We start from the raw sequence: 26,723 nt of genomic DNA, 5'->3' as shown, positions 1-26,723 counted from the left end.
GGCCTAAAAAGTAACTGCACCTGTCCAAAGTGCGGAGTACCACTTGAGGCGTGCATAGGGCATATACGCGATAGGTATTTCAGGCACCAGAAAGACTCCCCTGACTGCGGTATTACTAATGAGTCAGTGCTTCACCAGTTCGCTAAACAATGTTTGAAAGATGCAGCCGGAACAGATAAGCCCTTCCACATTCCCAGATCTGAACTTGGTAAGGTTGTCCCTGCATCCACGCAAGGTGATAAATTCGATAGTGTTACACTGAAAGAAGTGACATTGGAGTATCACTGCCAAGACACCGGGACAATTGTTGATGCCAGGGCGGAGCTGTCAAATGGCTGGAAGGTAAACATCGAAGTCAAGGTTTCACATGGTATTGATGAAACTAAGGCAAAAAAGATTGGCCACGGTAAAGCCTTTACAATAGAAATAGATTTGGATGGTCACGCTTTGACCGCCTTTAAACTTTCAGATGTTGAACAGGATGTGTTTGGGCTTAACTGTAAAAAAATATTCAATCACCCGGATGCACAGTGGTTCCAACACAAGCCGGCAGTCATTAAGCAACGACAAGAAGTAAAAAAGCAAACCATCGAGCCGGCACCAAAGCTTCCACCTAGAAAAGCCATCGTGGCGCCACCCAATACCGCTTTTGGTTTCTCTGATACCTACCTGAGCCACAAGCTTATAGAAGACGCCAATGGCGACTACATAAAACTTGAGTATTGTGATGATGCCGGCGAAGTGATCAATATGCCGGTTAGAAAGGCCTTCACAAAGTATTATGCTGAAGCGTTGAGTACGTTTCGCTCTGGAGACAGGATTAAAGCAGTACAGTACAAGGGTGAAGTAGTGCGCATATTGGGTTGTTAGCTAAAATTGAAGCACAAGGCATGCTATTGCCTGCCTTAACACCAAAACTGATTTAGATACCGAAGTGTTTTCCGGCCAGATAGATTAGTAGAACCAATTGTGAAACCACGAGCACTATTACCAGCGCCTGGCGCATGCCATCGAATACCACTTTACCAGTGCTTGTGTCCGGAGGTGTTCTCGGTCCGGGAGGCTGAGGAAGCTGTCTTGCTTTACTCATAGTTATTCCTTTTCAAGTAATGACACTGGTATCTGGTTTCCCTGCGGCAATAGCATCCTCAATGTCAAAGAATAACCGCCGAAGCTGTCGCAATACCTTTTCAGCAGCTGCTGCCTTTTCCTGCATAGCCAGTTTATCCGCCAACATTGTGCTCTTTTTGGCATCTGCACGCAAACGAAGCATGTAGGCCTGTGCCAAGCGAATTTGACTCTCGGCGTCACCCACCGTTTGAATTTTGCTGATCCGGTCATTAAGGTTCATAAACAACACACTCTAAATTAAAGGTGTTGCCAGTATCATCGGTCGATTAATTCCGGCAACAAGCCAAGTTATACCTAACGATCGATTTAAGAGGCTTCAGAGCGGTAAAACATAGAATGATTCTTAAAAACTGTTCTGAGCGCCATTGCATTATCTTTAAATCTGCCAGCGATGCAGGGTCCCAAGAAAACACCAGGCGTTGAAAATACGAAGTCAGTAATTGATCCCGTACTATTAACATGCGATTGGATGTCGAGAAGCGCCTGGCTTGCCAGAGGCTCCAACTTAAGTATCAACGCTTCATCTGCAGCGTGTAACCAACTAAAAATGGATTCACAGGCATGGCCGTGCCCATCCAGAATGGAAATCGATCCAATACACAAGCGCTCACCAGAGCCAGCTACTGGCTCTATAAATATTGGGTAAGCAGCGCCAAAGTATGCTTGCTCATTTGGAAAATGGTCACCATTAGTCATTTGTCTGCTCCTGGTTAAGCCGCCTGCATCAGGCGGCTTTCTTAGCCTTTTGCGCACGCTGATAAGCAGGTCGGGTGATCCGCTGCAACTCTGCATGGCCATAATTAGAGGTCATAGTTAGCCTAAAGCAGCCGGTCTGCCGGTAAGCATCAAATGGCAAGGCCACAACGTTGCGCGAGCCAGAGCAGGAGAAATAGGACATACTATTGGCATCCATTGAAAAATGAAGTATCGAACCCTTTTCAAAGTCAAAGTCTGACACCAGCTTAGTGCCGACTGAATCTGGCACATACGCCTTTAGAAGCGCTGTAGCCAGTTTGCGTTTTGATTTTCGGTATGCGTTATACCGGCATGACTGAAATGCACCTTCCAGATTACAGGCTTTATATTGATGAACCGATGCGCCCTCTGGATGTACAGAGCTGACATTGATGATGAAATGTAAACTATCATCATCAGCACTAGCCAGTGAATCCGTCAAGGCCTGACTATGTGGTTTGATAAGTACCAGTAGCGAACCACCAGTAGACACTCGCCAGTACCAGTTATCACCTGCCTGAAAATCGTTTGCAACAAAGTCCTTGTCGCGCTCATAGCTTAAATCGCCAGAGCAATAGCCAGTCACCGCCAGCGGCTTTATTGCGGCTTTCATCAACTCAAAAATGGATTGCATAATCACCTCAAAAGGGCTGCAAATTGCAGCCCGTATGGTTAGTTACATGTCATTAAAATCAATTGGTTGGTTATGTTCGCCCTGTTGCTGGTAGCCGCCCTGTTGAGAGCGCTGCTGATAGCCATTGCCATGTTGTTGGTGTGGCTGTTGCAGATGGCTACTTTGATGCTGGTGTGGCTGTTGGCGAATCTGTTGTTTATGGCCACCTTGTTGCGGGAGGGGCTGCTGCCGGCCACCATGCTGCTGATGCCCTCCATCCGGTTGGGGTTGCTGATAACCACCCTGCTGCTGACCGGCGCCGCGGGGCTCACCTAACATATCCAACTCAGTGACGCGCATTTCAAATGATTCATGCTCATCACCGTTTTTTACATATTTACCCGTTTTCAACGTACCTTCAAGATACAACTTTGAACCCTGGAAAACGTACTTAGCAACAACTTCCGCTAAGCCGCCGATTACTGAACAACGCAGCCAGGTAGTGCGCTCGTGCATCTCCTGAGTTTGTTTATCCTTCCACTTTTCCGTTGATGCGATGGAGAAGTTTGCAACGGGTTGGCCTGACGGCAGTGTATTGATAACAGGATCTCTGCCCACGTTTCCGATTGCTGTAATTTTGATAAATGCCATATTGATTACCTCATGAATTACTTCGTCTTATGTCGTTTATGGCGACTTGGTTAGTGTCTTTGTTTCGACAGGGTTATTGTCTTACAGGCTGAAATTGCAGCAACAAATCAGAACTGATTGATACTTGCCAATCATCACACATAGGATGTTAAAGAGTGCCGGCGTAAGGGCGGTATTTAAATGCCTTAATTCCCATGTAAAGGGATGACAATGAAGTGAATTGCAGTGTTAGGTACAGAACCTTGGTACGTGTGATATATTTGGGAAGCAACAACTCTGGAATATAAAGGCCAGGCAGGAAGTCGTTGTCACTTTGAAGTATTTACTTCCGCTCCCCGGTTGCGAGAAATCCGGGCGTTTTGATTTCGTTACCTTCAATTAACTGTTCATATCTGCTCGTCATCTCGCAAGCTACCAAGAACACCGACCGGCCCGCATCTGAGACCTCTACCAAATTGCAAGTTAAAAAGCCACATAGCTACTCCAAGGTGCTATTTGCTTACGCATAAATCCGATTTCTGAAGTGGAATAAATACTGATACCATCAAGTTGTCATTTGCAATTCGCACTTGGCAACGGAGGGTAGCAATACTTGCTGCTCAAATAGGTCATTAAGCAATACGAAAGGATCTGCTTATGAAAATAAAAATATTAAATATGAGGTATTTATACTATGAACAAAACTGGGAGAAACAACATTACCGACAAACTTAACTCGCTTTGCGCCAATAATGAGCTACCTTTGCAGACTATTACAGCAGGTCAGACGCTGTTTAGAATGCAGGGTACCGGCCACGCCAAGGGATTTCACTACCACGCACCGACAGCAAATCTTGGGCGATATAACGACCCTAATGCTAAATTGGGGATCTGCTACGTTTCAAGCCAAGCAGATGTGGCAATCGGGGAGATAATTCTAAGGACAGGCAAGACTGAGTTAGACAAATCGGAATTGGAGTTATCGGAAATAGCGCAGCTGACGACGAAAAAGGACCTTAAAGTCCTCAACGTCGGCCGTTTATTGCCAAAGCTGGGTTTAAAACTTGATGAATTATCAAGTACCAGTTATGGCATATGCCAGGAAATTGTCCGTTATTTTTCTGATAATCCGAATCCGGCAGTGCAAGGCATTATTTACATTAGCAGGCATTTAGCTGACGGCGAGTGCTATGCGCTGTTTGCACCGGCGCCTGGTGAAGTACACCTAGAAACCATCAGTAAAGTAAAATTGTCTGATTTCAAGTGTGCTGCTACTGGTCTTGACGCTGAGGAAATCCTAACAGATGTCCTTAACGTTGATGTCACTGATGTAATGGGCTAATGCTGCATCCATAGCGCCCTATGAAGGGCGCTATTTCGCAACGTGCCGGCCGAATAGCGCTGCCTGGTGTTTAATGTGTTTCACGTAGTCAGGATTCACCTCTGGCATCGAAAGCGCAGCACTGGGTGAAAGCATGTTCCCATCAAGCATTTCCATGTCATTCAAGAAAAATGAACATTGCGCTACACCGGAAAACCCATCCGGAAGCAATTTCAGTATGTCTTCGAGGTAAGGAAGTTTCTTTCCATCCGCGAACTGAAAGGCTGGAAATACAAAATCATGGCCATCACGGATAAATACCAACTTACCGCTGTCTCGCTGTTTGGCAATGGCCTGACGTGACACTCCCAGTTTAGTTGCCACTTCACCAGCTTTGTAAAGTCCACCGTTGACTTTGAGCTTATCAAAGAACCGGCGATTAGCTGCTTCACGCTTACGAAGCTTTTCAGCTTCCCTTGTGGAGCGGGCACTTTCAATTTGATACTTTAGAAGCAGCTCTTCGACAAACTGGCTATCCGGGTTAGATAGTAACTCCTGAGCCGACGCTTTATCAGTTAGCAAAGCAGGCAGCAGGGAAACCTCTAACGTTTTCAGAAGCCGAGTAAAAACAGCTTCCGCAGCCGGAGCGTTAGCTATACGGTTACCTATACTTTCCACAGCTGCGTTAAGCATCGCACTACTGTTCATGTTCCGATCCTCTTCAGTTTACGATTACAGTATAGTTAATACTAAATAATTGTCAACCAAAGTCATGTTGCCAAGAAATGCGGCTAGGAGTTCCCGGTTCTAATTTGACGTAATTACTTCTTCCGCTCCTCCGGCAACTTCTCAAGCCAATGCTCATAACGTTTCCAAATATTTGGTCGTAACGCTATACAGCGCCTCAAGTCTCGTTTAGTCACACCTGAATCAACGAGATGCAAAAAGGTTTCATTCGCCCGTGCGATTTTCTCGGCGGCATCTCAACACATCTGGGGCTGGCCATTCTCTGACGCTATAAATCGCTTTTGATTTGTTGGTGCTGCCATCTAGCTCTCCAGTCAGTTATATATGACCAAGATAAACTTGAATGTGGATAATGCAGCAAAGCGACCCTTAAGGGGCCGTTTTAGGACTCCTTAGCAGAATGTCCATACCGGAGCGTAGGGTAAGATGCAAAGCATCAAACCAGCTATCAGGAGCAAGGCATGTCTACTAATTCTATGGATCAGCTCGAAATACCTATTCGACTTTCATTTCCAGTTATAAACGTGAACACCTTTGAGCTAAGCCGCGCTGAAGCAGTCTTTGCCGCGACTGCAGCTAATGTAAAAAAGTTATTTGTGGTCATGCCTTTTAAACAGCTGCCTGAGCCAAATTTCATCAAGAAGATTGCCGCTGACGCGGAGCAAAATGGTTTGCAAGGCGTAGTTGTGTTTGACCCATTTTTCTTCGAACGCTCTCGCGTTATGAGTGAAACTGGGCCGGCTCTAAAAGCATCTTTAAACGAAATGGAGCGCCATGGCATCAACTACATTATTGCTGGGAAAGACCAGTTAAATGACGAATATGTGTATCACCTGGAGCTGCCGGCAATGCAGCAGAGTGAGATCATTGAATTAATTAAGCTTAGCGAAAAGTCACTGCCAAATCCGGTATTTAACGACGAAGAGCGCGTTGTAATTGCTAACAACGCTGTAGGCCTTTCGCATTCTCAGATGAAAAACGTGTTCACATATTGCGCTTACTTAAAGGCCAAAGGGCAAGAGTATCTTCAGGTTATCCGTAAGGAAAAAGCTCACATTCTTCGGGATTACGGTCTGGATGTCCTCGAAGCACTGCCAATTAGTGCCGTTGGCGGCCTGGAAAACATAAAGACATTCCTTCAAATCCGCAAAGCGGGCTGGGATAAAAATTTGCCTGTTAAAGGTGTGCTTCTTGCCGGTGTGCCAGGTGGCGGTAAGTCGTTAATTGCTAAGGCTGCAGCAAGCGTATTAAATACCGCGCTGGTAAGATTAGATATCGGCCGGTTCTACACAAAGCATCTGGGCGAAACAGAGCGTCAGTTCAGTCGTGCACTGCAAACCATTGAGCAAATATCGCCGGTAGTAGTCTTAATTGACGAGATGGAAAAGTTCTTCGGCAGCTCTGACAATGAACATGAAGTATCTAAGCGCCTGCTGGGTACCTTCCTATACTGGCTGCAGGAGCGTAAAGAGAAAATCTTTATTGTGGCCACTGCCAACCGGGTTCATTCACTGCCCCCGGAGCTAATGCGAGCCGGCCGTTGGGATAGATCATTCTTCATTGACCTGCCAAATGAACCTGAGCGGACCAAAATCTTTGAAATCCACTTATCAAAGAACAAAGCTGACATCAGCCAGTTCAACATGGCTGAACTGCTTAATGCCAGTCAAAGCTATACCGGTGCTGAAATTGAGCAGGCTATTATTGACGCGATGTACTTGGCCAACTCGCTGGATAAGCCGATGGACCATCAGACCCTGTTGAGGTCAATTAAAGACATTACACCTACGAGCGTCACCCGTAAGGCCGACATCGACCAGATCCGATTGCTGGGTGAGCAAGGGTTTTATCCGGCCAACCTGCCAGATAACACTCAAGTTGAGCAAATCGCCGGCCGCAAATTGTCTATCGAGTAGAGGGAGTCATCATGAGCCATATTGTGAAAGGCACAGTTTCAGTTGCCTACGTCAGCAAAGAACATTTAATCAAAGCTATATCTGGCCTTGGGCAGCTGTCTGAAAATGAAAAGCTGTACCGGGTGGGAGTAGGGTACACGCGAGAACGCTATGATCTGGTGTTGATATCAAACGAAGACCCAAAGCTAAGAATTGGTTACCACCTTAACAATGGCGTTTGGGAACAGTATCAGGAAGACTATGGGGATTACGGTACTTGGACTAAAAATATTAGCAGCCAGGTCCAGGACCGATACATAGCTTATCACTATGAAGCCCAACTTAAAGAAGAAGGTTTCAAGGTTACTATTCAACAGCAGAACGATGGCACATTAGAGCTATTAGCTGAAGAGTCAGCTTGGTAAGAAACAGAAAGGAGTATTCACATGAAAAAGGTAAAGCTGACTATAAAAGGCGGTGTTGTCTCTGCCGATTTCACTGGTTTTCAGGGGAAGACATGCGAACAACTGGAAGCCAAAATTCGACCTGCCGGCTTTGGTGAGACACAAAAGGAATTGAAGCCTGAATATCACTTCGATACAGACAATCACAGCGAAACAGAGCAGGAAAAATCATGGTAAGGCGCTATCTCAGCGCCTTTAAGGCTTTTATCGTTGTAGCGGCCACGTTCCTTGCCTGGGGCGGTGTATCACAAGTATCGGCAAATCAAACCTCAAATCCGGCTGCAGCTCAATCAATTCCGGTCACTCATATTGTTAAATACGGGCGCCGAGAATACAGATTATCTGGTGGTGACTACTTTATCTGTAAAGGGAATTATTTATCCTATGATAATTACAGGTGTAAACGGGGTCCGGGCGTTGATCCGCTCACGGCAGAGCGTTCATTAACACAAGACATCATTGAGAGATATGGCACTTCAGCAGTAATATTGGGTGCCAACGTCCTTCATCCACCCGGCGCAGAAAGGAGGCTGGAGGTGCAAGTCGGCCTACCTATCAATGGCATGCCAAGCAAAGCGGACCAATATGCAAATTTTGAGTTTCTGTACCAATATCCTAATGGGTATTGGGCGCAAAAAGATGATGATTATTACGTATGTGGCTCAGGGGAAATTTCGGCTTTTTCTGAGCAATACGCCTGCCTTGCGCCAAGAACTTTTGCTGATTGGCTGATTGGTAAAAAAGTCTATACACAGCCCATTACTGTACTTAACCATATTCAGCAAAAGAATGAGTTTGCCGCAGACATTGTGAATATGCATGTTGATTCAAACAAGTCACTTCGTGTGACCTATCGCAAGGCTGGAAAATACAATGACGATATTATCAATGCAGAAACACCAGCGGTAATTGGTAACAGCAGGCCCAAGTGGCTTGAAAGTATAGGGATGACCGAGTACGCAGATGCCTTAGTAACAGTATTGTTATTAATCTCTTTAGGCATGTATGTCCTGACAATTAAAACGGAGTCCGTGCTTCACGTTTCAATTGGATTGGGTTTTCAGTTGGGGAGCTGGCTCGCATTTGATGGTAGTTTTTTTCTGATATTTACTTCCTTAGCGCCGCTACTATACATACACATTAAGAAAGAGCTAAGAGAAGAGTCAGCAAGGGAATTGCGGAATGTAGCTATGTTAAGAGAGCGGGCATCTACAGAAAGCCGGTATGAGGCAAGACAGCCACGAGTCCGAAGGGAGTTAGACAATATTGACGCTCTGCGAGGAAGTTCCGAGCCTGTTCAGATAAATGAGGTGTCAACGCCTGAAACCCCAACCGCTGAGCCCGGTACTAAACCGGTGCGCAAGATCATCCTGGACTAACTGGTATGCAGACGCAAAAGAAACGTTTGGTGATTAAAGCGGGGCAAGTTGTCAGTTTTGACGGCGACATTAGCTTTGACGGCCTGCAAGTGCACAGCCAGTCAAAAAAACGTGTTTCCCGCATTGTGCCAACACATTGGGCGATTTCACTGGCCTTTTATTCTATTCGGGCAACTTGCAGGGATAACTCAAAGCTTGCGGCCTGGACGCGGCTGTGGCGCTGCGAGTGGACGGTAATTATAGACGGGTCCAAATATCCCGGATTCACATGCCGAAGTGCAGCTATTGAGTTTGAGAAAGATAAGATCTGGCGGCAGAACAAACTAAAACTTGAGCTAGATTTTGAGGGCTAGACGCAAATAAGCTCTTAATATCCATATGCTCTCTCCACATTGCGAATGTGAAATACTAACGAGAGAACTAAATCAGGCAGCAAAGCTAAAGGCGTGATTGAAGTAGCCCGGCATTGGCCGGGCTACTGGTCTTAGATGGCGGTTATTGAAACCTTACCGATTGAGTTTTTAGTAACGTTCACGGGGATAAGCTGAGTAGGGGAGGCATTGCCGTGTTAATCCGGATCAGTGCCAAGCTTTCACAGCTGGCCCAAATAGCAGCATAGGTGTATTAGTCCCGACTTGATCTGACACATCTACTTGAAAAGATGAGAGTTACCAGTTTTGATATGGGTGTCGAATCCGTAATCAAAAACAAAAGGTAACTCTCATGCTGCATACTAACAATCCGATAATTAAACACAAGGCTGGGCTGCTGAATTTAGCTCAGGAGCTTAATAACGTCTCAAAAGCCTGCAAGGTTATGGGCGTGTCACGGGATACGTTTTATCGCTATCAGGAACTTGTGGCTGAAGGTGGCGTTGATGCCCTCATCGATAAAAGCCGCAGAGCGCCGAATCTCAAAAACCGAGTGGATGAAACCATCGAAAAAGCGGTTATTGATTATGCTATCGAATATCCGGCTCATGGCCAGCATCGAACCAGTAATGAGCTACGTAAACAAGGCGTGTTCGTCTCTGGCAGCGGTGTTCGCTCTGTCTGGCTACGGCACGATCTGGAGAACTTTAAGAAGCGCTTAAAGGCGCTGGAAGCAAAGGTTGCTCAGGAAGGTATTTTACTGACTGATGCGCAGATTGCCGCGCTTGAGAAGAAAAAACATGACGATGAAGCCTGCGGTGAGATTGAGACTGCTCACCCTGGCTACCTGGGCTCGCAGGATACGTTTTATGTTGGCAACCTGAAGGGCGTTGGCCGGATTTACCAGCAAACCTACGTCGATACTTACAGCAAAATCGCACATTGTAAGCTGTATACCACCAAGACGCCGATCACAGCAGCAGACTTACTCAACGACAAAGTGCTGCCATTCTACGAGGCTCAGGGCTTGCCTGTGCTGCGTATTCTGACTGACCGGGGTACAGAATACTGTGGCAAAGTAGAACAGCACGACTACCAGCTGTATCTGGCGATCAACGACATCGACCACACTAAAACTAAAGCCATGTCGCCGCAAACGAACGGGATCTGTGAACGGTTCCACAAGACGATATTGCAGGAGTTCTATCAGGTTACGTTCCGTAAAAAGCTCTATGGCGACCTGGCAGAGCTACAAAAAGATCTGGACGAATGGCTGGTTTATTACAACAATAACCGAACTCATCAGGGCAAGATGTGCAATGGCAGAACGCCAATGGATACTTTGCTGGATGGAAAGCAGGTTTGGGTGCAGAAGAATCTGACTCAAATCTAATCTGACAGACACCGTGAAAAACTGGTAACTGTCAGATCAAGTCTGAGCTAGTACAGCATAGGGTAGGCATCCGTTCCGTTGGCCTTAGAATTCATCATCCTCTTGATCATTCCCAAGTAATTCAGAGAGTCTTTCGATATCTTCCCAAGAGTGTTTTCCTTCGGCAATACGATTACGAATGGCATGGATTTCAACTTGCCTATTCTTAAACTGCTCATTGTTTTCACCAATACGAAAGCCACCGGTCATTTCAAGCCACTGATTTTTCGGACTGATACCAGGCACATCGTAATACGTGTTTTCATCTGGCTCATCTGGATAAGGGCTGTCAAAAGCGTTTGCAGAAACGCGGATCGTCAAATCATTAGATAATCCTTCGATCTTTTCCAAAATCTCAGGCGGAGAATTTTCATCAAAGGTCAACACAAAGCCGTAAATCAAGCCATCTGCACTACTGTTTTCCTGTGTGACCCATTCCAGCGATTCAAGTTCTTCGTCTGCTATGCCAAGCTCCACTGCCAATCTGCTCCGAGGATGTTGGCCTTGCCATGGCTCCTGGTTAACCCAGTCATCGCGGACGCTGCCTCCTACTTCAAGCACGAAATCGTTAAAACCGCGCTTTCCGGCCATTCGAGGCAATGTCACCTGCACAACCATATCAAGTGTGTCGCCACAGAACGGTTTATCGTCCAGAGGCTCGCCCTTGTACACGGTTTTGACAATAGCCACCAGCCCGTCACCACGGTCTTCGATTTGTACATCTTCATAATAGGGCGCGTCGTAAAATCCGGCATTGGTTTCAGCCATCTCACCGGAAAGTTGATCATCTATAAGAGATTGGCAGTCGGGTAGTAAGACTTCGGCAATATAGACTTCCAGTGTGTCATAGAGCCATACGTTGCCCCCGAATAGCCCTTCATCGGCAAGCATGTCTGTAAGAACCTTGGCGAGGTCATTAGACCGGGTAAGGTCATTTGGCAAATCGTTAAGTTTCGAGCGTCTGTCATTCATCAATGGTATATCAGGAATGAAGATATCTGCCTCTTCGAGTTGAACCAGGGGGTAGGTATTCTCAGCCATAAGTGCCGCATGGCTCTTATACCCGAAAAATGCCGCAACCAGCTCTCTGGCATGTGAAGCTTTTAGTTTCTCAGTGGATTGGGATGCATGTTTTTGGCGCAGGAAATCCGCGCACAGTTTTGAAAGATCAATACTCATGGGAGCAAACCTGTATTAACAATGCTGGACTTTAAAGGTAGTGGTAAGTGTTTAAGTCACTACGCTTGCCAGCAGGGTTAATAAAGATTAACTGCAATTGGCAGGTAGTTCGATTTGCTGTCTTTTAGGTCACTTACAGCCTTGGCAATCAGCTCCAGTATCTAAGATACCAGATTGTTCACTTTTAACAAGACGAAAAATTGTACAGTATAAGGTTTTGAATGTTTAAGTTATCAGAGGCAATTATCTAGTGATGGTAACCACAGCACAGAGCCATTCCTTGACTTAATGTATGCGTTATACTGAAGGCCACCCAAATTGGTGTTTGCAATGTCGGCCTCAATATGTCGCAGATAGAGCAAGGCCTGTTCGCGGCCATAGAGTTCGTATATAAAGCAGATTCTCGCCTGAGCTTTTTCTTGGTCAGACTCTTTGACATTTTCCTGTGTCGATGGGTAAACCTCTATTACTGTTTTAGCAGGTTTAGTGTCGCTATCAGAGCCTTCACATCCGTTTATACTCATGGCGACTGACAATACAGTCAGAGTTCTAATGTAATTACTGTACATTGATTATCCGTTCTTTGTGTTCTGCACAATTAAAAATTAAGGAAATAGTTGCATGCTTTGGAATTTAGGAAACAAATCAAGATCAGAAATTTTTAACTCTTAACAACCTGACAATGAAAAACCTTTCCGTTTAAGTACTCAAAAAAGCAAATTCTCTGCAAGTCCAATTATTACCAGCGCCGTTACCATCATTTCTATCGATAAGCCAAAAAATTTGCCGGAGGTTTTCTTACATTTTTTTCGTTCAGCTTCTTCATCGCTTTCAATTGGGAAAAGCTGAAACTCGAAGGTATTACTTGATAACACTGAAGATTTTTGAGAAATAATTGACCGAATATAATCAAATGCAGCCGGTGCCTGGTCAGCGTCAACCACTCCGAGCCGCTTGCCTTGCAGCTGCCCTGATTCCATTCTCACTGAAATAAGGTGAAACGCGTACTTCTCCCGAAGCTGATTTATAACATCATCAATGATATCTTCACTTATCAACTTGAAGGCTTCTAATATTAGGTCAAAATCCACCAGAGCAAGATTTTTGCCCTTGAGGCCAAAATCTTCCGGATTAAATACTGTATTTTTCATGGCTCAGCCCTTAATTTGAATAGGCTAATAATAAAGGTTCCGGCATTCGGCGCAGCAAAACGGTCAAGCAAGCTTCCCCCTTTGCATGATCTGTTACTGAGATATATTGGATGGGACATCAATAGTTAGGCCCAATTTCAATTGCACATAGCAGCGCATAGCAGCAATCAAAGCTGTGTTGCCATCCTGCTTCGCTTTACAGCACCATGTCATAGCACACCAGTTATCATGTATTGGGTTTGGTGATGCCAGACTTAATTTTTCACGCTCAATAATAGCGCCGGCCTGAGCCCAATTTGTTGAGGGTGAAAAAAAGCCGCGGCCAATCTTGGTCATTCTGCCACTGGGCGTTTGGTCCCATATCCAATAACCTGCTTCTGAGCCAGAACGAAAACCCATAGGATCGTGCACAATGGGAAGTCCTTCACAGGTTGCTACTGCCCAATCAAGGGCTTCACCGGTAAGTTCTGATACGTTGACGCTGCGCATAAAGAATCCCTAAAGTTTGTTTAGGGATATTGTGAGGGCTATATAAATTTAGGCGATAAAACGAATACTGGCGCATGTTGAGTGCGCCAGTGTAATCACAGTTTAATGTTTTGCCACGTTGTTTAGCAGTAGAGGCAGTGCTGAAAGACCAATCTGCATCTGAATTGCAAAACCTTTTTGAGCTTCTTCACGTGGAATATTTAATTCCTCGGCTGCCTGCTCTGCCGACTTCAGCCATCCTTTCAACCGGCCATGCATCACGTTTAACCGCTGGATAAAGCGCTGATTTAGCTTTATATGCAGGTTGCCATTGTAAAAGCCCTTAACCACAAACAGCTCCTGACGCTCACCGGTTACCGAATCACTGAAATAAAACGTATGCTTGGTGCCACTTGTCCAGCCGCGATCTTGGGCGCTGATATTGCCTACGGCATCAAAACCAATATTGATTGCAACCGTAACGAGGTCATTAACAAGGTCTGTTGCCCGCTCATCAAGCCCGTGTCTTGTTCCGTGCCAGCTACCGCTACGACGAACTGATCCAACCCGATGCAAAACAAACTGATAGTCTAGCCCGTACATACCAAGTTCCGGCTGACTGTTATAGCGCCAAGCCTCAGATCCAAATGTGCGCTGATTGCTCTTGTAAAGCAGCACGCTGGCTTCCTCTGTCAGCGTTTCCACCAGCTCAATGATTTGGTCATCAAAGTAGGTGTTGGCGGTTTTTATGACCCACAGCACCAGAGCTGTCGCATTATCGAGGTTAAAATCAATAGACGTATGCTGCATCAATTTATCAAGCATGCGTTTGCGGCCTGATGATGATAAGCGCTCGGTTACCGCGGTTAAGTTGCCAATTAATTCGCTCCAGTAACGGTCTTTCAGCGATTTAATTTTCAGCTTTAAAGAGGCCTTTACAGCACTTATTGATACTTCCAGCTCCCGGAGTAAATCCGGATCAAGGTCCGTCATGGTCTGATAGGTGGCCATTAATTTTTCAAGTTCGTTGTTATAGAGCGTTTCAAGCGTTTTTATCAAACCTTCACTTTTCACCAGCTCACCGGCTTTGGCCGCTTTAATAGTCGCCTCAAACTCTTCTTTAGCTGCCTGCGCTGCCGCCCATTCTGAGGGTTTATCCTTGACGGCTTTCAATTTAAAGTGCTCGTCGAACCATATATCAAATGGATCAATACTGGCGCCAGAACGATGCCGGCTACTGTAGCCGATATCTATCTTTACAACGTCAACGTAAGCACGGGCCTGGCGATCAGCATTGAGGAAGTCAAATGAACCTATCACTTTGGTTTCTGAATGACGGGCTTTAATAGCGTTTGCAATACCAATGTGGTCACTCCAGCGGGAGGGGATCACCATATAAATAACGCTGGCATTCGCTTCCTTGATAATGCGCTCTGTCCATACGTCATACTCCGAATATGGGGGGTTACAGAAAATCGTATCAACTTTCTTATCAATGATGGTTTGCTGATGAAAGTCGGTGCCCAGGATTAACACATCTTTTGGCATGGCCTCAATCAGGGGCATTGACTTTTCAATAGCGTAGCGAGCACCGCCATCGGTTAACTGCATCAACACTCGGCCATCTCCGGCGCCGATATCTAAAATGCTTGTGTAGCATTTTTCATCTTCACGGATATAGAAATGCTCTTACGGTGGCGATAATTTCCTGTGTAGTCGGGTACCACTCGAAATCCTGTTCAGTCGCCTTTATAGCTTTAACCATTTGATAAACTGACGCTGGTGTTTTTGGTGATTGTTCTGCACCGAACATTGCTAACTGATTCATGAAGGCCTCTCTCTTACTGCATTTAGTGAGGCCATTTTGAAGAAGGTTGAAAAGGGCGCTACAAAGCTGGCGCCAGTTTAAATAATTCAGTGCCTGGACAACAAATCCGATATATGCTCAATGTGAAGTCATGAAAAAGAGCCGGGAGTGTAGTTATGACATTGATGATCGTCTTTTCCAGCGCCGGTGGTACAACATTACCAGTTTGGCCGGCCGAAGCCGGCAGCGAACTGGGAAACTTGCCGCTTGTATTACCATTGATACTGTTGATTATTGTAGGTATGGCCATATCGGCTATATTCCGACGAAATAAATAGTTGAAATTGAAGCCGTTATCGTAAAAATGAGTTGGGGGCGCACCCTTTTAGTACTAATATTTTAGAAGCAGCCTTCTTATCACTAAATGCACCTGACCAATTCAATTCCTGCTCAGCGTGCACAGTCTTTCGAATGAGCCGAGCCTTACTCTCTCCCGTCAATTCTTTACAGACACGGCCGTACTCAGCTTCTACTGCGAGCAAAAAGCGAATGTCATTGAGTGCAATGGACAGGTCACGAGTTAACTTTTCACGGCTGCGCTTTGCACGGTTCACAACGAGAACCGTCATGCTTGGGACGAATGAAGCCAGCACAAGGCCAAAAGCTTTAACCAGCTCGATAATTAACGCTTCGCTCATAGATGTTACCTCTTGATAAGAGGGTAAATTGTATCAAAATTGGTCGAACAGGCAGCAAATCGGACAGTTTGGTAATCCAACTCCCCTTTTACGCAACAATGATGGTGAAGATATTACTGATAAAGGCTCTTCTGGAGGACCATTAAAGGTAAGAATATTACGGGCTTAATTTGGTATATTCAGACAGATTGGTAGCACGTCGAACTAATACCCCTATAGCGATATGCAGTCCTTTAATTGTGGCTTCTGCAATGTACAGTCTTGGCAAACTCAAGCTCGCATGGTTCAGTCAACAATTCCACTTTGATACCTTGTCAAATGTTACTTTTTAATTGAATTTATTACCCTCAACGCCGGAAATACTTTATCCTGATGAAACAGTTAGACTTAACCACCACCACGGATTAATTAAAGATATGACAGTAAAAGAAGTTTTTAACCTGGCAAAGTCATTAAATGATTCCGATCTCCAAAAGCTGATCGCCAAACTTTCATCCCTGCAGGAGAGAAGATTATTAAAGAAAGCCGCTCACGAGAAGGCTGAGCAAGAGAAAGCAGAGAAAGCACAACGGGCAATTGAACATATTGAGCAGGCGATTAAGGCATCAGGCCTGTCACTGACTAAATTGGGATTTTCGTCACCGTTGAGTACACCTGACACACCAAATCGCACCTCAAGTCGCAAACCAATGCATTATGAACCTAAAAATCAGAATTATGCGATTGTAGACGAAAATATTGTTGAAGTACTTTTCGGTAGAAAAGCGGGCATACTCAAACGCGAAGGGAAGGCCTACACCTTTGACCAGCTTAACTCAAAGCAGCAACAGAATGCCGTTAGCATTGTAAGCCGGCTAAACTCAAAATAAGCCCTATAAGCTAAACGCTTCGAGTAATCCCTGCTCTTTAAAGCAGGGATTATGAAGAGGTCATTCCTTACCCTAAAAATCGCGAAGCACATCGCTATTTAAAGGTAAATAGGGCGTCATCGGCTGCACGCATTACACATTTCTGGTGCATCGGTGATATCCATGTCAGTTATAAGTTCTGCGATTTGCATAGGGGTATACAGAGAGCCATGCAGAACCTCGCCAAGACGATCCTTTATTCTTTTAACGTGCTTCATAGCAATGCTACAACCAGATTTTGCGTCTTGAATCAACCCTTCTTCTAATAAGCACTGGCGCAGTATGTAGGAAGTCTTTTTAATTAGCTTAAGTGGGGTTCTATCATTCTGCCAGGTATAAATACCTTCCGGAGCTTCCGGTACCACCCTATAAGCATCGAATAAATCAATTACATAAATGCCAATTTTCAAACCTGATGCAAGTTCATCTTCACTTTCAATACCATAAAGCTCTTTGGTATTAAACTTGTGTATCCAGTGGTGTTTTAGCGAAGTTTTTAACCCGCCCAAAGACGTACTGTAAGTAACAAGCCGTTGGAAATAGACCTCTTCTGGGCCAAATATATCCACTTGACCATAATGGTGTTCAACTGCAACAAAAAAAGTTTTATTCCCATGGGAAAATAAATCATCCTGACGATTACTACCATGGCGAGCAACCCCTCTTTGGCCACTCCAGCTCATACCAACGCCACCGATTTCTTTAGGCACCGCCATTCGCATCCAGTTTTCTGCCAAACCGGTTCGCTGATACATATTTGGCGGCAAATCATCCAACACAGCTTCATACTCTGCGGGTAAACATTCTGTAAGGCTGGCGCGCTTCATTCCATCCGGTTCCATTCTCCACGCACCAATGACTTCGCTTCGCCGGTGAAAAATGCAAACAAAGCAGCCACTTCTGCTCTTCTGGCTGTAGTAGGTTGGAATACCAAGTATCTCCTGGACTATGCGGTTAACATCAGCTTTGACTAAGCCCAGTTCCTGCAGTGGAAATAACGACCGGATATTCGTCTCAGACCAACTGACGCCTTCACGCTCTGGTTCATCAGCCCGTATACCCACTAGCGATACGAATTCTGCATCTGGATGCTTTTGGTTGAGTGCAGCCATGAAGTTTTTGAAGGGCTTAATCTTAGTAAGTTGGGTACACCAGCGCTGGCGCTGGGACGGTAAGAAGTTTCCCTGCTCGATAGTAATATCCAGCAGGTCTTTACCTGGTTTAATTCTTAGAACCGGCCGGCCGCTTAACCGCTCGATACCAGAAAGCACATCGTCAGTACCATCAGCATCAATGCCGGTACCAGTATAAACATAGGTTACCGGCACTTGAGGGTAGAGTACGGCCATAATGATAGCCACTGCAGTTGAGTCAATGCCCCCAGAAACCGGGCACAAGATAAATTGCTTCTTGCCAGGCGTTACAGAGGGTAATGCGAAGGTGCGGCAGCTATCTATGTAGCGGAGAACTTGCTTGGCCAGTGGGTGATTGCTCATGATTCTCTCCTGTTCGGTATAGAAACATGATCTCACCCACACGCGTTCTTGCATCAAATCAGACTTCTTATCCGGCACACAGAAGTGCAGCCGAAGAAATGGTTGTCATTTATTGACGGCTAAGCACTATGGTTACCACCTCTTTAACTTCACCATAGTCATCTTCATCAAATGACTCCTGCCATGCCTGTACATCCTTGTCAGTGATCTGACGACTATGAACCTCACTGACTTTCACCTTTAAATCTAGGCCGGCTATACGAGCCAGGGTATTACGATGCAGCGACGGCTCAATGGTGCTAATCACTAACCCGGTTGCGTCTGATGCGACAAACGCATCCAGGACACGATTCATCAGTATTTGAGCGGTTGGGCAGCGATGCGCCTTTAAATTCACTTCCATGGCCATCTCCTTAAGCCGCCAACTCTTCACAAGGGTAAATACGTAGCTCACGGCAAATTAATGAGCCTATTCGTTTGTCAGTGCCTTTGATGATCTTGATGCGGCCGTCATCGCTCATCGTCACTTTGTTAGCCTGCCAGTACTTGTCCTCTTTAGAAGTGATAGGCATAGACAGTGGCACCAGAACATCCCATGAGATAGTAGGTTCTTGAAGCATCTCTTCCACAATGCTTTTACCAACAAAGCCCAGTGCTGAAGCAAAAATGGCTTTTGTGAAAATGCATGATTCGTGCACCTCAAGGTAGTTGTCGGTATCGAGCATTTCAGCCGGCACAATTTGGCCTACCTTGTTTAGCCAGGCCCGGCACAATGACAGCACATCGTTATAAACGGCTTCATCAGCAAGTTCCTTATTGGCCTGAGTGGCGGAGAATCCAATGAACTTCCCGACCATTCCGGTGAACTGATCGAAGGTCCATAGGTTACCGCGTCTAATTTTGCCGTGAAGCGCGATGCGGTCACCGTAGGTTTTGCCACCCCTCCCAAATGCCGTGTTTAGCAGCTCGCTTTGCAGCCGGGCAAAAGGCGTTGATGAATCGAAAAGTTTTGATACCGACTTATTGGGCTTAATCAGGTTCTTGTGGTAGTCAGCGAAAAGCTGCTTCATTACCATCGAGGCTTTCTCATCAGCCAGGGTGTCGGTATTGGTCACCAACAGTTTAAAGGCAATAGTATAGTGTTCGGAACTAGCTGCCTCTGGTGTACTTAACAGCCAGTTTATGAATGTGGTTCTCCCTTGGCCATCACTGATAAATCGGTCGGCATCTGCTGCTAACACTGCCTCAACCAGATTTTTGCCGGCTATCGTGTGATGTGCTGTAACTTCTATACTATTAGCAAAAAACGTCATGGAAGGGAATACAGCGCCGGCACTGGTTGCCCAATACGCTTTAAGGCCATTTACACGTTTTGCGTCAACATCACGCTGGCGCTTTGCAGCTTCTGCCAGGCTGTCTGAATTTGCTTCAATGCCAAAGTGCTCACTCAGCTCCCGGTAGGTTAGGGTGGCCTCATAGGTTTCAACACCAAGCTTCTCAATAGGCTCACTTGTCTTAGTGAGTAACAGCACCAGTGGTTTACCGCTGGGACTTGTCATTACGCTTGAACTTGTTGGTAATTGAAGTTGTGCCATGTCATTTCTCCTGAATCAATGACGACACTTTAAACGGCTCTTAATTCGGCGCGACAAATCTGAAATAGCCTGGCCGGTTGCAGTAATATCGATAGCAACCTAATTCCATTCTTCCGGTTAGTTGCAGCTCTGAGATATTAAGCTAACATGGGCATCTATAAATCCCTGGGAATAGGTGAGGACTTAATGCCTGATACAACATCGAGATCAATTGAAAAATTTATAGCCCACGCAAGCAGGGAGGCTAACCGAGCACCCCTGCAGCGAGAGGATGCATTTGAACTCGGCAGCCAAGCAGCTAAGGACTGCATTGACTCAGGAGTGCCAATCGACCTTCGGGACGAAGCTCCGGGTATGGCATTGCATAGTGATGCTGAAGCAATGGGTTGGAATACCATGGTATTCAGCCCAGAAAATAAAGCACTTAGACAAAAGGGGTTGGAGAGTGATTAAGAAAATAAAGCACTGGTATTTCACCAGTGGTAATGGATTCTTTTTGAGTGTGGTCTTATGGGCCTGTTTAATATCTCCCCTGGGTGACTTTTTGCAAGAGCCACTTAGAAACTACCTGCCTATCATAGGCGCACTTATTGGCGGTGTGTTTAGCGTGCTCTATTTCAGGGCGAGCAGACGATACAAAGCTAAACTACAGACTGTTGGAAGTGATCATAATGAGTGATTACGTGCTGTTAACGGGTTTGATGTTGGCATTATTAGGCGCAGGTTCACTTAGGGCGTATAACGCCTAGAACATAGGTATCTGAAATGATGATTAGCAAAAACGCTGGCCGTAACATACTCGTTTGGGGTGTCGCTGCAAACATGGTTATCTCTCTACTCGTGAGTATTTATTTTTCTGGCGCCATCCCATGGGAAGTTAGATTCACAATTCTAAGCGCTATTGTCTCAGTATTTGCGTCATATGTTCTTATCGACCTATATCACTGCTTTATTGAGCAGCGACTTAAGGCTGATGCACCAATACATATCGCTCAACTTGTTGCGACTTTCTTGTTTTCCTTATTGGTGTGCACATCTCTTTAGCTGACTCGCTCTTGTAACTTTGTGTATCAGTCCCAACATATTTATTTTTATTTCATGGATGGTTAATTAAATGTCCTACACTCCTAACGAAGATCGCAGTAACACTTTAAACCCAAATAATTCTGCGAATGACGCCACTATCAAAAATATGTATCGCCAATATGGGGCTAATGTTTGGTTCAAGATCGTACATATTAGTGATAGGACAGGCGAGCAACGGCCTTATACATGTGAACGAATCACGAACACTGCTGAACTCAATGAGTTTCTGAGTGGAGAATTCGTTAAAAAAGACAATCACAACTGTACCCATGCTGATCCTGGTTGTCTTTGCGTTGTAGATTTCGTAAAGACTGCAAAAATTAAACCCGGATTCAGACTGGATATCGGAGATAAGCACGACTTTCATAACTTTCTCTTGATGAAAGAGCCAATAAAACATTGGTAAACGGTTTCTATAATTAGCGCAGCTGATTTGTAGCCTCAATTCCCGGCCGCAGTAAACTTTACTCAATGAAAAACATTGGGTTTAAACGTTATGCCGGCCATTATCGACGCCTCGAACAATATCGACATTACGCTGATTGATAACCTGCTCCTGCAGGACAATGCGGCATTAAAGACCGTTGCTGAAAAATTTCATGGTGGCGTCAGTGAGCTTAAAACGCTTGTCCGCGATGGTAACGCTATTCTGTTTTGCCCAACATCCATGGGGAAAGACTCAACGATAGTGACGCTAATGGCACTTGAGGCTTACAAGCAACTGATTGCTGAAGGTAGCATACCGGCAACACACCCCCTGATCATGAGTACTGTCGATACTGGGGGCGAAGCTATCCCTATGAAAATGTATGTGTCCTATGCCAGGAAACGTGTATTGGCCTACGCTCAAAGTCACGGAATCAATTTGATTTACGATATCGTCAGGCCACCGGTAAATGATGAGTACTTCGTCAAGTTCGTAGGGGGGCAAAAGCTCATACCCAATGCGACACGCCATGGAGATTGTTCGGTAATCCTAAAAGTTGATCCATCAGCCAGGTATGTAAAAAACCTACTGAAGAGGCTGCAAGAAAAAAATCCATCAGGAACTTTCAAAGTGATTACTTGTGTCGGCTCACGCACCGAGGAAAGCCAACGGCGTTCAACCAACATGAAAAAGCAGGGGATTGCGGTTAAGAGTGCTGATGACCTGCTCAACGAATTACAGGTTGAATCTGTGGGTAATCACACCCTGTATAAGTTTGCGCCTATCAAAGACTGGGAAACCAGCCAGGTGTTTGATGCCCTTCGCTTAGCCGGTACCCGCCCATTAACCAAAGTTCCAGGCATTTCTATACCGGGATTCTTAGCTGACTTCGGATTGCTGTTGGAGATTTACGGTAACGGATCAAACGAAACCTGTGACATTGCCGTAGGTTCAAAAGCGTCCAGTGGGTGTAACGGTAAAGCCCGCTTCGGATGCGTTTATTGCACCATGGTAGCAGCAAAAGATCACTCATCTACAGCACTGGCAGCGTTACCGCGGTGGCGCGTATTAGGGGCGGAGAATGCCCTGAGAATGCGAGATTATCTCTTTCGCTTAAGCGTAGATGTTGATGCCCGTGCGTTGCACGCCAGAGCGCACGATCCGGTTGGCTTTAACCGGGCGGCACTGCAGCCAAACACCATGAAGCCAAAATACCTCGAAAAGATGGTGCGTTACGCCAGCCAGCTAAGCCTTGATTCACTGAAAGGTGCTTCAGAGTTTAAAGCTCTGGTGGCGCAAGGCAGAGAAATGGAGCATGAAGGCTATAGCGATATAGCCAATGACCCCAATATGCCGCCGCGCACGAAAAAAGCGTTTCTGGAAATGTACAAAGAGTGCGCCCAGGTGCCCCAGCTTGAGCTGTTCTCAGAGCGGCACGCTGTATTACTGTCATTCAGATGGTCAATTGACGGCATCGGTGCTGCACCTTACCGGCCGCTGGCAATATGGAAGCAATTAGAAAGTGGTAAGGGCTGGATACCGTACCCACAGCTCAACTCAGAGTACGAGCTTAAACACGGGCCGGTGACACTGCAAAGTACAAAGTCATTGCCTGAAGCGGTAATGATGCCAATCTTTAAAATTGAAGATCCTAAGCAGCATGCTTTAACACCTGTGCCATTGCTGTCTTTGTGGAGTAGGCCTAATGATGCAAGTGATGTGTTTGAAGAAGATCACAACTGCAGCGTTGAGCGCCAAGCCAATCACCTGGCAGACCTTCAAGTGACATTTGAACACCGGTTCGAGATTATACCGCTTGAAAGTGCTCAATATGGCTTCGGCAATACCATTTACTACATCAGTGAAGCTGGCGCCCATGCTGTTCGGGTCAAATACCTTGGGTCGAATATCAATACGATAAAGATAGACGGCAAAGCCATCAGCGCTCCGGTTGCAGACAAGCTGCTTGATAGTGGTTTGAAGTCTGAAATTGAGGACCATTTTTACGATATGTCTGAAGCGCTTTGTGAAAAAATAAATAGTTTGGCCATGACAGGAAAGGCTGCGATTTCGAGTGCTGAAATAACCGCGGAGCTTGCTAAGAAGCTGGGCGGTACAGTGACGCTAAAGCGAAAGGTTAAATACCTAAAAAGGACTTTTGTTCATGCTGGGTACCGTAGTGTGGGTAAACGCATTGAGCCGGCGCATAAATTTACCAGAAGGGTAACAAAGGTCGTCAAAGGCCAATTGGCTAAAGGCAATACGCGAATGACCTTTTACCCGCATGTCGTCGACTCGGCCATGCATCAAAGTCATAACGTCGAAGCAAGCTTTCTCATGCCAGACTTCGCCACACATACCATGAAATTCATTGGCAGCCACGATAACAGCATAACCGGTAACACTGACACATTGGAAAACATCCTGGTTGATAATCGTGCTTTAGCGCTATGGAAAGAGTTCGGCGGGTTAGATAGAGCGCTGCAAGTCCATGATGACCACTTTTCTGGCATTATTAATAAGCGTCACATTCGCAAGTCAGGCCGGTTCAGCGTTCGCCAGTATGGTGGCACCCATGTAGCAGAGCATTTGCTTGCAGAGGGGGTCGTATCCATCGACAAAGCCTACTGGGGGCAGCTGCGGGCGATATTGCGTCGTAGCCATATCTTTAACGAGCTGGGTCTATTTTCATTCCAGTCTATGAGTCCTGAGCAGGTTGCCATGCACCCAAGGGCCGTCAGTATGCAACAGCATCGCAGCGATAAAGCCCGGGTGTTAAATGTGATCCGCCGGCATCGCAACAAGCAGCGGCAAGCCATTAAAGCCACCAAAGGAAAATTTAACCTGACTGATGCTTTAAGTAGTTTTGAACATGCTGCAAATGCAGCTGTATCGGCAATGACGCACGAACTCAACTCGCATCTATTAAAGCTCAGGTTCGATACGCATGAGGTGTCACCAACTACCCGGGCCTCAACATCAAGCCTGTGGTTATCACTTTATTTTACGGACATTTATCATATCGACGATGTTATTGGCCATTTAATCCCGGCTTCACTTGTCAGGGAGCTAAAGAGGGCGCCACTTCAGTACATGAAGGTAAGTAGATCGGTGCTGAGGTTACTGACTGAGCTCAAAGAAAAGATCGACTGTGCATTAACCGAATGGGCGCCGGTAAGTATGGCATTGTCTCAAGTGATTGGCGGTCATGATGGATATCAACAAAAGCTATCCGATGTGGTAAAAAATACCATAATAACTAATGCGCCTCTGACGGATAACGACGTGTTAATGCAGTTCTGGAACCCGAGTGATGAAGCGGTGTTAAGCCAGCTGGCGGCAACTCTCAAAGCCATTAGTGAATATTCAGCCCAGCTTACAATTGTGCGAGACCAGTTAACCATTTTAGTTAAGCAAAGCCTAAGACAGGTCACAAAAGGTATGTCACTACGGGATAAGCTATCACTTTTGACGCAACAGGCAGCATAAAGAAGTGGATACTTTCCAAAAATGCTGATTAGTAGCTATTACACAAGTCATTAATAATTGGTTTTTGCACTAAATTGATTATATCACCAAGGCTGGAAAGATGCGTAAGGGTGCGAGTGTGAGCCGCGAACCTGGCAGCGTTGGGGAAAGGGAAATTGTGCCGTACCCGGGTTAGCCCAGTCTGTGGCCACAGCAGTGCTGTGCGAACGGGAAGCTGAAAATTGTCGTAATGAAGAAATTATCAATACAACTGAGTAACCCCTCTTAGTTTCATACTAGCCAGCCCATAAGCCCCTAAATTCGGGGGCTTCTTATCACCTGCAGGTAACCAGAATAAAATCCGGCTGGCAAAATCGCGCATTATTACCCTACTGGATGCGCAAACATTAATCACTATCTGTATACTCGTGTCGCCTGCCGGAGAGATACGTGAATTCCGCGGCATGGAAGAAAACCGAATTAAAAATTGTAATGCGATTTACCATTTTGCTATCGGCCCCATGGTCCATTTGTAAATTAGTAAATGTTAAATTCGTTAAGCATAAGAATTAGGCCTGCTTGATTTAATGCCAGAAATGCAAATTGCATTAATCTATTCCGTATCAACAGTTAACCGGTACAGGCAACGCATCATGGAAAATCATACTTTAGATTCGGTTAAGCAGGTTGTTAATGGTTATACCTTGAAGCCTCGTTTCAAGGCAGTTGTGACAGCCGAGGCTCACGAGTCAGTAAAAGTCGAAATCAGAGATAATGATGACGGTGGTAGTTTGGTGTGGCTAGGCTACAGTTTTGAGCGGGGCTTTGGATCAAAATTGCTTCAGGAGCTGCGTTGGGCTAGTCACTAAGTTAATTTTCATCCGAGGTAGCGCTATGGTCAATCAACTTAATAAAGCTGAACTGGAGAGTTTAATTGAGGCTATCCGGCGTGGTCCATCCCAAGTCATAGGGTTTGATCGAGGTGGGCAAAATCAGAAAGATTTTGAAATGGGATGGAATGCTGCAAAAGACCAAGTTTGGTCGGCTCTTTGCGCTATTAAGTCTAAACAAGAAGCACCTGTATTTGAAGCGATTGATGCTGCAGCGGATAACTTTGCAAAGCTGCACGGTGATTTAAACGAAAACAGCAACTTTGACCTGTACGGCCAGCAACTCGAACAGGCTGTTATTGAGTTTAATAAGCAGAATGGTACTGAGTATCTACCAGACGCCATGCTTAAAAAATGGTTTGAAGATGGCCAACAACGCTGTGCGGCTAATTTGGAAGACGACGATATGCGTTTCATGAATGAAGCGCTTGAGAACTGGAATAACCTAAAAGCCGGATTGAAGGAATAGGCGATGAAATCAAACAAACAAAAATGGATTTTCTGCCCGTGCTGTGAAGGTAGTGGAAAAATGGAAAACCCCGCATTCGCTAATGGCTTTACATCGAGTGAATGGCACGATATGCACGAAGAAGAACAGCAGCGTTATCTCGCTGGAGAATATGACGTTGATTGTGGAGATTGTAACGGCTCTGGAAAGGTGCAAGTGCCTAACATTGAAGCTATGACATTTGCAGAAAAACGTCAGTTGGTTATCGTTCAGCGTGAAGCCAGAGAAGCTGCCCGAGCTGATGCCATTGAAGCTGCTGAATGGCGCAGGGAGAACGGTTGGGGCTATGGTTGCTAAGAGTTCACATACCTGCTGCGTCCGGCG

Annotated in this window: 30 protein-coding genes; 15 read left to right on the top strand and 15 right to left on the bottom strand. The window is 45.7% G+C overall.

Features of this window, described 5'->3' with window-relative positions:
* The first annotated feature begins 153 nt into the window (after positions 1–153).
* Positions 154–870 (top strand): hypothetical protein, encoded by a 717-nt coding sequence (locus MJX74_RS19375; RefSeq protein ID WP_240224656.1) that lies wholly within the window; start codon positions 154–156, stop codon positions 868–870.
* Between the two features lie 52 nt (positions 871–922).
* On the opposite strand, the gene MJX74_RS19370 is transcribed toward MJX74_RS19375, so the two are convergent.
* From MJX74_RS19370 to MJX74_RS19350, 5 genes are all read right to left on the bottom strand, one after another.
* The gene (locus MJX74_RS19370; protein ID WP_240224655.1) at positions 923–1,090 is read right to left on the bottom strand and encodes a hypothetical protein; all 168 of its coding nucleotides are present in this window, start codon (positions 1,088–1,090) and stop codon (positions 923–925) included.
* Between the two features lie 12 nt (positions 1,091–1,102).
* Positions 1,103–1,351 carry a hypothetical protein gene (locus tag MJX74_RS19365; protein WP_240224654.1) on the bottom strand — a complete coding sequence of 83 codons (249 nt, stop codon included), beginning with the start codon at positions 1,349–1,351 and terminating at the stop codon, positions 1,103–1,105.
* Between the two features lie 86 nt (positions 1,352–1,437).
* The gene (locus tag MJX74_RS19360; protein WP_240224653.1) at positions 1,438–1,827 is read right to left on the bottom strand and encodes a hypothetical protein; all 390 of its coding nucleotides are present in this window, start codon (positions 1,825–1,827) and stop codon (positions 1,438–1,440) included.
* 28 nt (positions 1,828–1,855) lie between these two features.
* Positions 1,856–2,500 carry a hypothetical protein gene (locus MJX74_RS19355; RefSeq protein WP_240224652.1) on the bottom strand — a complete coding sequence of 215 codons (645 nt, stop codon included), beginning with the start codon at positions 2,498–2,500 and terminating at the stop codon, positions 1,856–1,858.
* 42 nt (positions 2,501–2,542) lie between these two features.
* Positions 2,543–3,130, bottom strand: a complete 588-nt coding sequence (locus MJX74_RS19350) for a single-stranded DNA-binding protein (protein ID WP_240224651.1) — start codon at positions 3,128–3,130, stop codon at positions 2,543–2,545.
* A gap of 673 nt (positions 3,131–3,803) precedes the next feature.
* On the opposite strand from MJX74_RS19350, the gene MJX74_RS19345 reads away from it, so the two are divergent.
* Positions 3,804–4,451, top strand: a complete 648-nt coding sequence (locus MJX74_RS19345; protein WP_240224650.1) for an RES family NAD+ phosphorylase — start codon at positions 3,804–3,806, stop codon at positions 4,449–4,451.
* Positions 4,452–4,481: 30 nt separating this feature from the next.
* Here MJX74_RS19345 and MJX74_RS19340 read toward each other — a convergent pair whose 3' ends face one another.
* Positions 4,482–5,138, bottom strand: a complete 657-nt coding sequence (locus MJX74_RS19340) for a helix-turn-helix domain-containing protein (protein WP_240224649.1) — start codon at positions 5,136–5,138, stop codon at positions 4,482–4,484.
* 500 nt (positions 5,139–5,638) lie between these two features.
* On the opposite strand from MJX74_RS19340, the gene MJX74_RS19335 reads away from it, so the two are divergent.
* The 6 genes from MJX74_RS19335 (at position 5,639) to MJX74_RS19310 (ending at position 10,679) form a co-directional block, all read left to right on the top strand.
* Positions 5,639–7,093 carry an AAA family ATPase gene (locus MJX74_RS19335; protein ID WP_240224648.1) on the top strand — a complete coding sequence of 485 codons (1,455 nt, stop codon included), beginning with the start codon at positions 5,639–5,641 and terminating at the stop codon, positions 7,091–7,093.
* An 11-nt stretch (positions 7,094–7,104) separates the two neighbouring features.
* On the top strand, positions 7,105–7,497 hold the full coding sequence (locus MJX74_RS19330) for a hypothetical protein (protein WP_240224647.1): 393 nt from the start codon (positions 7,105–7,107) through the stop codon (positions 7,495–7,497).
* 21 nt (positions 7,498–7,518) lie between these two features.
* Positions 7,519–7,713, top strand: a complete 195-nt coding sequence (locus MJX74_RS19325; RefSeq protein ID WP_240224646.1) for a hypothetical protein — start codon at positions 7,519–7,521, stop codon at positions 7,711–7,713.
* Positions 7,707–8,915, top strand: coding sequence for a hypothetical protein (locus tag MJX74_RS19320; protein WP_240224645.1), 1,209 nt, complete (start codon positions 7,707–7,709; stop codon positions 8,913–8,915). Before MJX74_RS19325 ends, MJX74_RS19320 begins: the two co-directional genes overlap by 7 nt.
* A 5-nt stretch (positions 8,916–8,920) precedes the next feature.
* The gene (locus MJX74_RS19315; protein ID WP_240224644.1) at positions 8,921–9,268 is read left to right on the top strand and encodes a hypothetical protein; all 348 of its coding nucleotides are present in this window, start codon (positions 8,921–8,923) and stop codon (positions 9,266–9,268) included.
* Between the two features lie 370 nt (positions 9,269–9,638).
* Entirely contained in the window at positions 9,639–10,679 is a 1,041-nt protein-coding gene (locus MJX74_RS19310) for an IS481-like element ISSpu18 family transposase (RefSeq protein ID WP_240224643.1), read from the top strand.
* 84 nt (positions 10,680–10,763) lie between these two features.
* Here the strand turns inward: MJX74_RS19310 and MJX74_RS19305 are convergent, their stop codons facing one another.
* The 5 genes from MJX74_RS19305 to MJX74_RS19285 all read right to left on the bottom strand — a co-directional run bounded on the left by MJX74_RS19305 (position 10,764) and on the right by MJX74_RS19285 (position 15,344).
* Positions 10,764–11,897: a hypothetical protein gene (locus MJX74_RS19305; protein ID WP_240224642.1), complete on the bottom strand. Its 1,134-nt coding sequence runs from the start codon at positions 11,895–11,897 to the stop codon at positions 10,764–10,766.
* A gap of 707 nt (positions 11,898–12,604) precedes the next feature.
* Positions 12,605–13,048, bottom strand: a complete 444-nt coding sequence (locus MJX74_RS19300; protein WP_240224641.1) for a hypothetical protein — start codon at positions 13,046–13,048, stop codon at positions 12,605–12,607.
* Between the two features lie 93 nt (positions 13,049–13,141).
* Positions 13,142–13,537: a phage protein NinX family protein gene (locus tag MJX74_RS19295; protein ID WP_240224640.1), complete on the bottom strand. Its 396-nt coding sequence runs from the start codon at positions 13,535–13,537 to the stop codon at positions 13,142–13,144.
* 102 nt (positions 13,538–13,639) lie between these two features.
* Entirely contained in the window at positions 13,640–15,127 is a 1,488-nt protein-coding gene (locus MJX74_RS19290) for a DUF4942 domain-containing protein (RefSeq protein ID WP_240224746.1), read from the bottom strand.
* A 58-nt stretch (positions 15,128–15,185) separates the two neighbouring features.
* The gene (locus MJX74_RS19285; protein WP_240224639.1) at positions 15,186–15,344 is read right to left on the bottom strand and encodes a hypothetical protein; all 159 of its coding nucleotides are present in this window, start codon (positions 15,342–15,344) and stop codon (positions 15,186–15,188) included.
* Between the two features lie 155 nt (positions 15,345–15,499).
* Here MJX74_RS19285 and MJX74_RS19280 point away from each other — a divergent pair, with 155 nt between their 5' ends.
* A complete protein-coding gene (locus tag MJX74_RS19280; RefSeq protein WP_240224638.1) occupies positions 15,500–15,661 on the top strand; it encodes a hypothetical protein in 162 nt (53 codons plus the stop codon).
* Positions 15,662–15,676: 15 nt separating this feature from the next.
* On the opposite strand, the gene MJX74_RS19275 is transcribed toward MJX74_RS19280, so the two are convergent.
* Positions 15,677–16,021 (bottom strand): hypothetical protein, encoded by a 345-nt coding sequence (locus tag MJX74_RS19275; protein ID WP_240224637.1) that lies wholly within the window; start codon positions 16,019–16,021, stop codon positions 15,677–15,679.
* A 416-nt stretch (positions 16,022–16,437) separates the two neighbouring features.
* Between MJX74_RS19275 and MJX74_RS19270 the strand changes: the two genes are divergently transcribed.
* A complete protein-coding gene (locus MJX74_RS19270) occupies positions 16,438–16,890 on the top strand; it encodes an H-NS family histone-like protein (RefSeq protein ID WP_240224636.1) in 453 nt (150 codons plus the stop codon).
* A 116-nt stretch (positions 16,891–17,006) separates the two neighbouring features.
* Here the strand turns inward: MJX74_RS19270 and MJX74_RS19265 are convergent, their stop codons facing one another.
* The 3 genes from MJX74_RS19265 to MJX74_RS19255 form a co-directional block, all read right to left on the bottom strand.
* Positions 17,007–18,425: an adenine nucleotide alpha hydrolase family protein gene (locus MJX74_RS19265; protein WP_240224635.1), complete on the bottom strand. Its 1,419-nt coding sequence runs from the start codon at positions 18,423–18,425 to the stop codon at positions 17,007–17,009.
* A 109-nt stretch (positions 18,426–18,534) separates the two neighbouring features.
* On the bottom strand, positions 18,535–18,780 hold the full coding sequence (locus MJX74_RS19260) for a hypothetical protein (protein WP_240224634.1): 246 nt from the start codon (positions 18,778–18,780) through the stop codon (positions 18,535–18,537).
* A gap of 58 nt (positions 18,781–18,838) precedes the next feature.
* Positions 18,839–20,020: a DGQHR domain-containing protein gene (locus MJX74_RS19255; protein ID WP_240224633.1), complete on the bottom strand. Its 1,182-nt coding sequence runs from the start codon at positions 20,018–20,020 to the stop codon at positions 18,839–18,841.
* A 186-nt stretch (positions 20,021–20,206) separates the two neighbouring features.
* Between MJX74_RS19255 and MJX74_RS19250 the strand changes: the two genes are divergently transcribed.
* The 5 genes from MJX74_RS19250 to MJX74_RS19230 all read left to right on the top strand — a co-directional run bounded on the left by MJX74_RS19250 (position 20,207) and on the right by MJX74_RS19230 (position 26,696).
* On the top strand, positions 20,207–20,473 hold the full coding sequence (locus tag MJX74_RS19250) for a hypothetical protein (RefSeq protein WP_240224632.1): 267 nt from the start codon (positions 20,207–20,209) through the stop codon (positions 20,471–20,473).
* A 1,129-nt stretch (positions 20,474–21,602) separates the two neighbouring features.
* A complete protein-coding gene (locus tag MJX74_RS19245; RefSeq protein ID WP_240224631.1) occupies positions 21,603–25,022 on the top strand; it encodes an adenine nucleotide alpha hydrolase family protein in 3,420 nt (1,139 codons plus the stop codon).
* A gap of 632 nt (positions 25,023–25,654) precedes the next feature.
* A complete protein-coding gene (locus MJX74_RS19240) occupies positions 25,655–25,870 on the top strand; it encodes a hypothetical protein (RefSeq protein ID WP_240224630.1) in 216 nt (71 codons plus the stop codon).
* 25 nt (positions 25,871–25,895) lie between these two features.
* On the top strand, positions 25,896–26,360 hold the full coding sequence (locus tag MJX74_RS19235) for a hypothetical protein (RefSeq protein WP_240224629.1): 465 nt from the start codon (positions 25,896–25,898) through the stop codon (positions 26,358–26,360).
* A 3-nt stretch (positions 26,361–26,363) separates the two neighbouring features.
* Positions 26,364–26,696 (top strand): hypothetical protein, encoded by a 333-nt coding sequence (locus tag MJX74_RS19230; protein WP_240224628.1) that lies wholly within the window; start codon positions 26,364–26,366, stop codon positions 26,694–26,696.
* The last annotated feature ends 27 nt before the right edge of the window (positions 26,697–26,723 follow it).

The sequence above is a fragment of the Rheinheimera hassiensis genome, assembly GCF_022436675.1.
Lineage (GTDB): Bacteria > Pseudomonadota > Gammaproteobacteria > Enterobacterales > Alteromonadaceae > Alishewanella > Alishewanella hassiensis.
This window is presented reverse-complemented; position numbering and strand designations above follow the sequence as displayed.

Excerpts from the sequence above, each read along its gene's own strand:
- MJX74_RS19370 (WP_240224655.1), bottom strand. The coding sequence starts at position 1,090 with ATGAGTAAAGCAAGACAGCTTCCTCAGCCTCCCGGACCGAGAACACCT.
- MJX74_RS19365 (WP_240224654.1), bottom strand. The coding sequence starts at position 1,351 with ATGAACCTTAATGACCGGATCAGCAAAATTCAAACGGTGGGTGACGCC.
- MJX74_RS19360 (WP_240224653.1), bottom strand. The coding sequence starts at position 1,827 with ATGACTAATGGTGACCATTTTCCAAATGAGCAAGCATACTTTGGCGCT.
- MJX74_RS19355 (WP_240224652.1), bottom strand. The coding sequence starts at position 2,500 with ATGCAATCCATTTTTGAGTTGATGAAAGCCGCAATAAAGCCGCTGGCG.
- MJX74_RS19350 (WP_240224651.1), bottom strand. The coding sequence starts at position 3,130 with ATGGCATTTATCAAAATTACAGCAATCGGAAACGTGGGCAGAGATCCT.
- MJX74_RS19345 (WP_240224650.1), top strand. The coding sequence starts at position 3,804 with ATGAACAAAACTGGGAGAAACAACATTACCGACAAACTTAACTCGCTT.
- MJX74_RS19340 (WP_240224649.1), bottom strand. The coding sequence starts at position 5,138 with ATGAACAGTAGTGCGATGCTTAACGCAGCTGTGGAAAGTATAGGTAAC.
- MJX74_RS19335 (WP_240224648.1), top strand. The coding sequence starts at position 5,639 with ATGTCTACTAATTCTATGGATCAGCTCGAAATACCTATTCGACTTTCA.
- MJX74_RS19330 (WP_240224647.1), top strand. The coding sequence starts at position 7,105 with ATGAGCCATATTGTGAAAGGCACAGTTTCAGTTGCCTACGTCAGCAAA.
- MJX74_RS19325 (WP_240224646.1), top strand. The coding sequence starts at position 7,519 with ATGAAAAAGGTAAAGCTGACTATAAAAGGCGGTGTTGTCTCTGCCGAT.
- MJX74_RS19320 (WP_240224645.1), top strand. The coding sequence starts at position 7,707 with ATGGTAAGGCGCTATCTCAGCGCCTTTAAGGCTTTTATCGTTGTAGCG.
- MJX74_RS19315 (WP_240224644.1), top strand. The coding sequence starts at position 8,921 with ATGCAGACGCAAAAGAAACGTTTGGTGATTAAAGCGGGGCAAGTTGTC.
- MJX74_RS19310 (WP_240224643.1), top strand. The coding sequence starts at position 9,639 with ATGCTGCATACTAACAATCCGATAATTAAACACAAGGCTGGGCTGCTG.
- MJX74_RS19305 (WP_240224642.1), bottom strand. The coding sequence starts at position 11,897 with ATGAGTATTGATCTTTCAAAACTGTGCGCGGATTTCCTGCGCCAAAAA.
- MJX74_RS19300 (WP_240224641.1), bottom strand. The coding sequence starts at position 13,048 with ATGAAAAATACAGTATTTAATCCGGAAGATTTTGGCCTCAAGGGCAAA.
- MJX74_RS19295 (WP_240224640.1), bottom strand. The coding sequence starts at position 13,537 with ATGCGCAGCGTCAACGTATCAGAACTTACCGGTGAAGCCCTTGATTGG.
- MJX74_RS19290 (WP_240224746.1), bottom strand. The coding sequence starts at position 15,127 with ATGCAGTTAACCGATGGCGGTGCTCGCTACGCTATTGAAAAGTCAATG.
- MJX74_RS19285 (WP_240224639.1), bottom strand. The coding sequence starts at position 15,344 with ATGAATCAGTTAGCAATGTTCGGTGCAGAACAATCACCAAAAACACCA.
- MJX74_RS19280 (WP_240224638.1), top strand. The coding sequence starts at position 15,500 with ATGACATTGATGATCGTCTTTTCCAGCGCCGGTGGTACAACATTACCA.
- MJX74_RS19275 (WP_240224637.1), bottom strand. The coding sequence starts at position 16,021 with ATGAGCGAAGCGTTAATTATCGAGCTGGTTAAAGCTTTTGGCCTTGTG.
- MJX74_RS19270 (WP_240224636.1), top strand. The coding sequence starts at position 16,438 with ATGACAGTAAAAGAAGTTTTTAACCTGGCAAAGTCATTAAATGATTCC.
- MJX74_RS19265 (WP_240224635.1), bottom strand. The coding sequence starts at position 18,425 with ATGAGCAATCACCCACTGGCCAAGCAAGTTCTCCGCTACATAGATAGC.
- MJX74_RS19260 (WP_240224634.1), bottom strand. The coding sequence starts at position 18,780 with ATGAATCGTGTCCTGGATGCGTTTGTCGCATCAGACGCAACCGGGTTA.
- MJX74_RS19255 (WP_240224633.1), bottom strand. The coding sequence starts at position 20,020 with ATGGCACAACTTCAATTACCAACAAGTTCAAGCGTAATGACAAGTCCC.
- MJX74_RS19250 (WP_240224632.1), top strand. The coding sequence starts at position 20,207 with ATGCCTGATACAACATCGAGATCAATTGAAAAATTTATAGCCCACGCA.
- MJX74_RS19245 (WP_240224631.1), top strand. The coding sequence starts at position 21,603 with ATGCCGGCCATTATCGACGCCTCGAACAATATCGACATTACGCTGATT.
- MJX74_RS19240 (WP_240224630.1), top strand. The coding sequence starts at position 25,655 with ATGGAAAATCATACTTTAGATTCGGTTAAGCAGGTTGTTAATGGTTAT.
- MJX74_RS19235 (WP_240224629.1), top strand. The coding sequence starts at position 25,896 with ATGGTCAATCAACTTAATAAAGCTGAACTGGAGAGTTTAATTGAGGCT.
- MJX74_RS19230 (WP_240224628.1), top strand. The coding sequence starts at position 26,364 with ATGAAATCAAACAAACAAAAATGGATTTTCTGCCCGTGCTGTGAAGGT.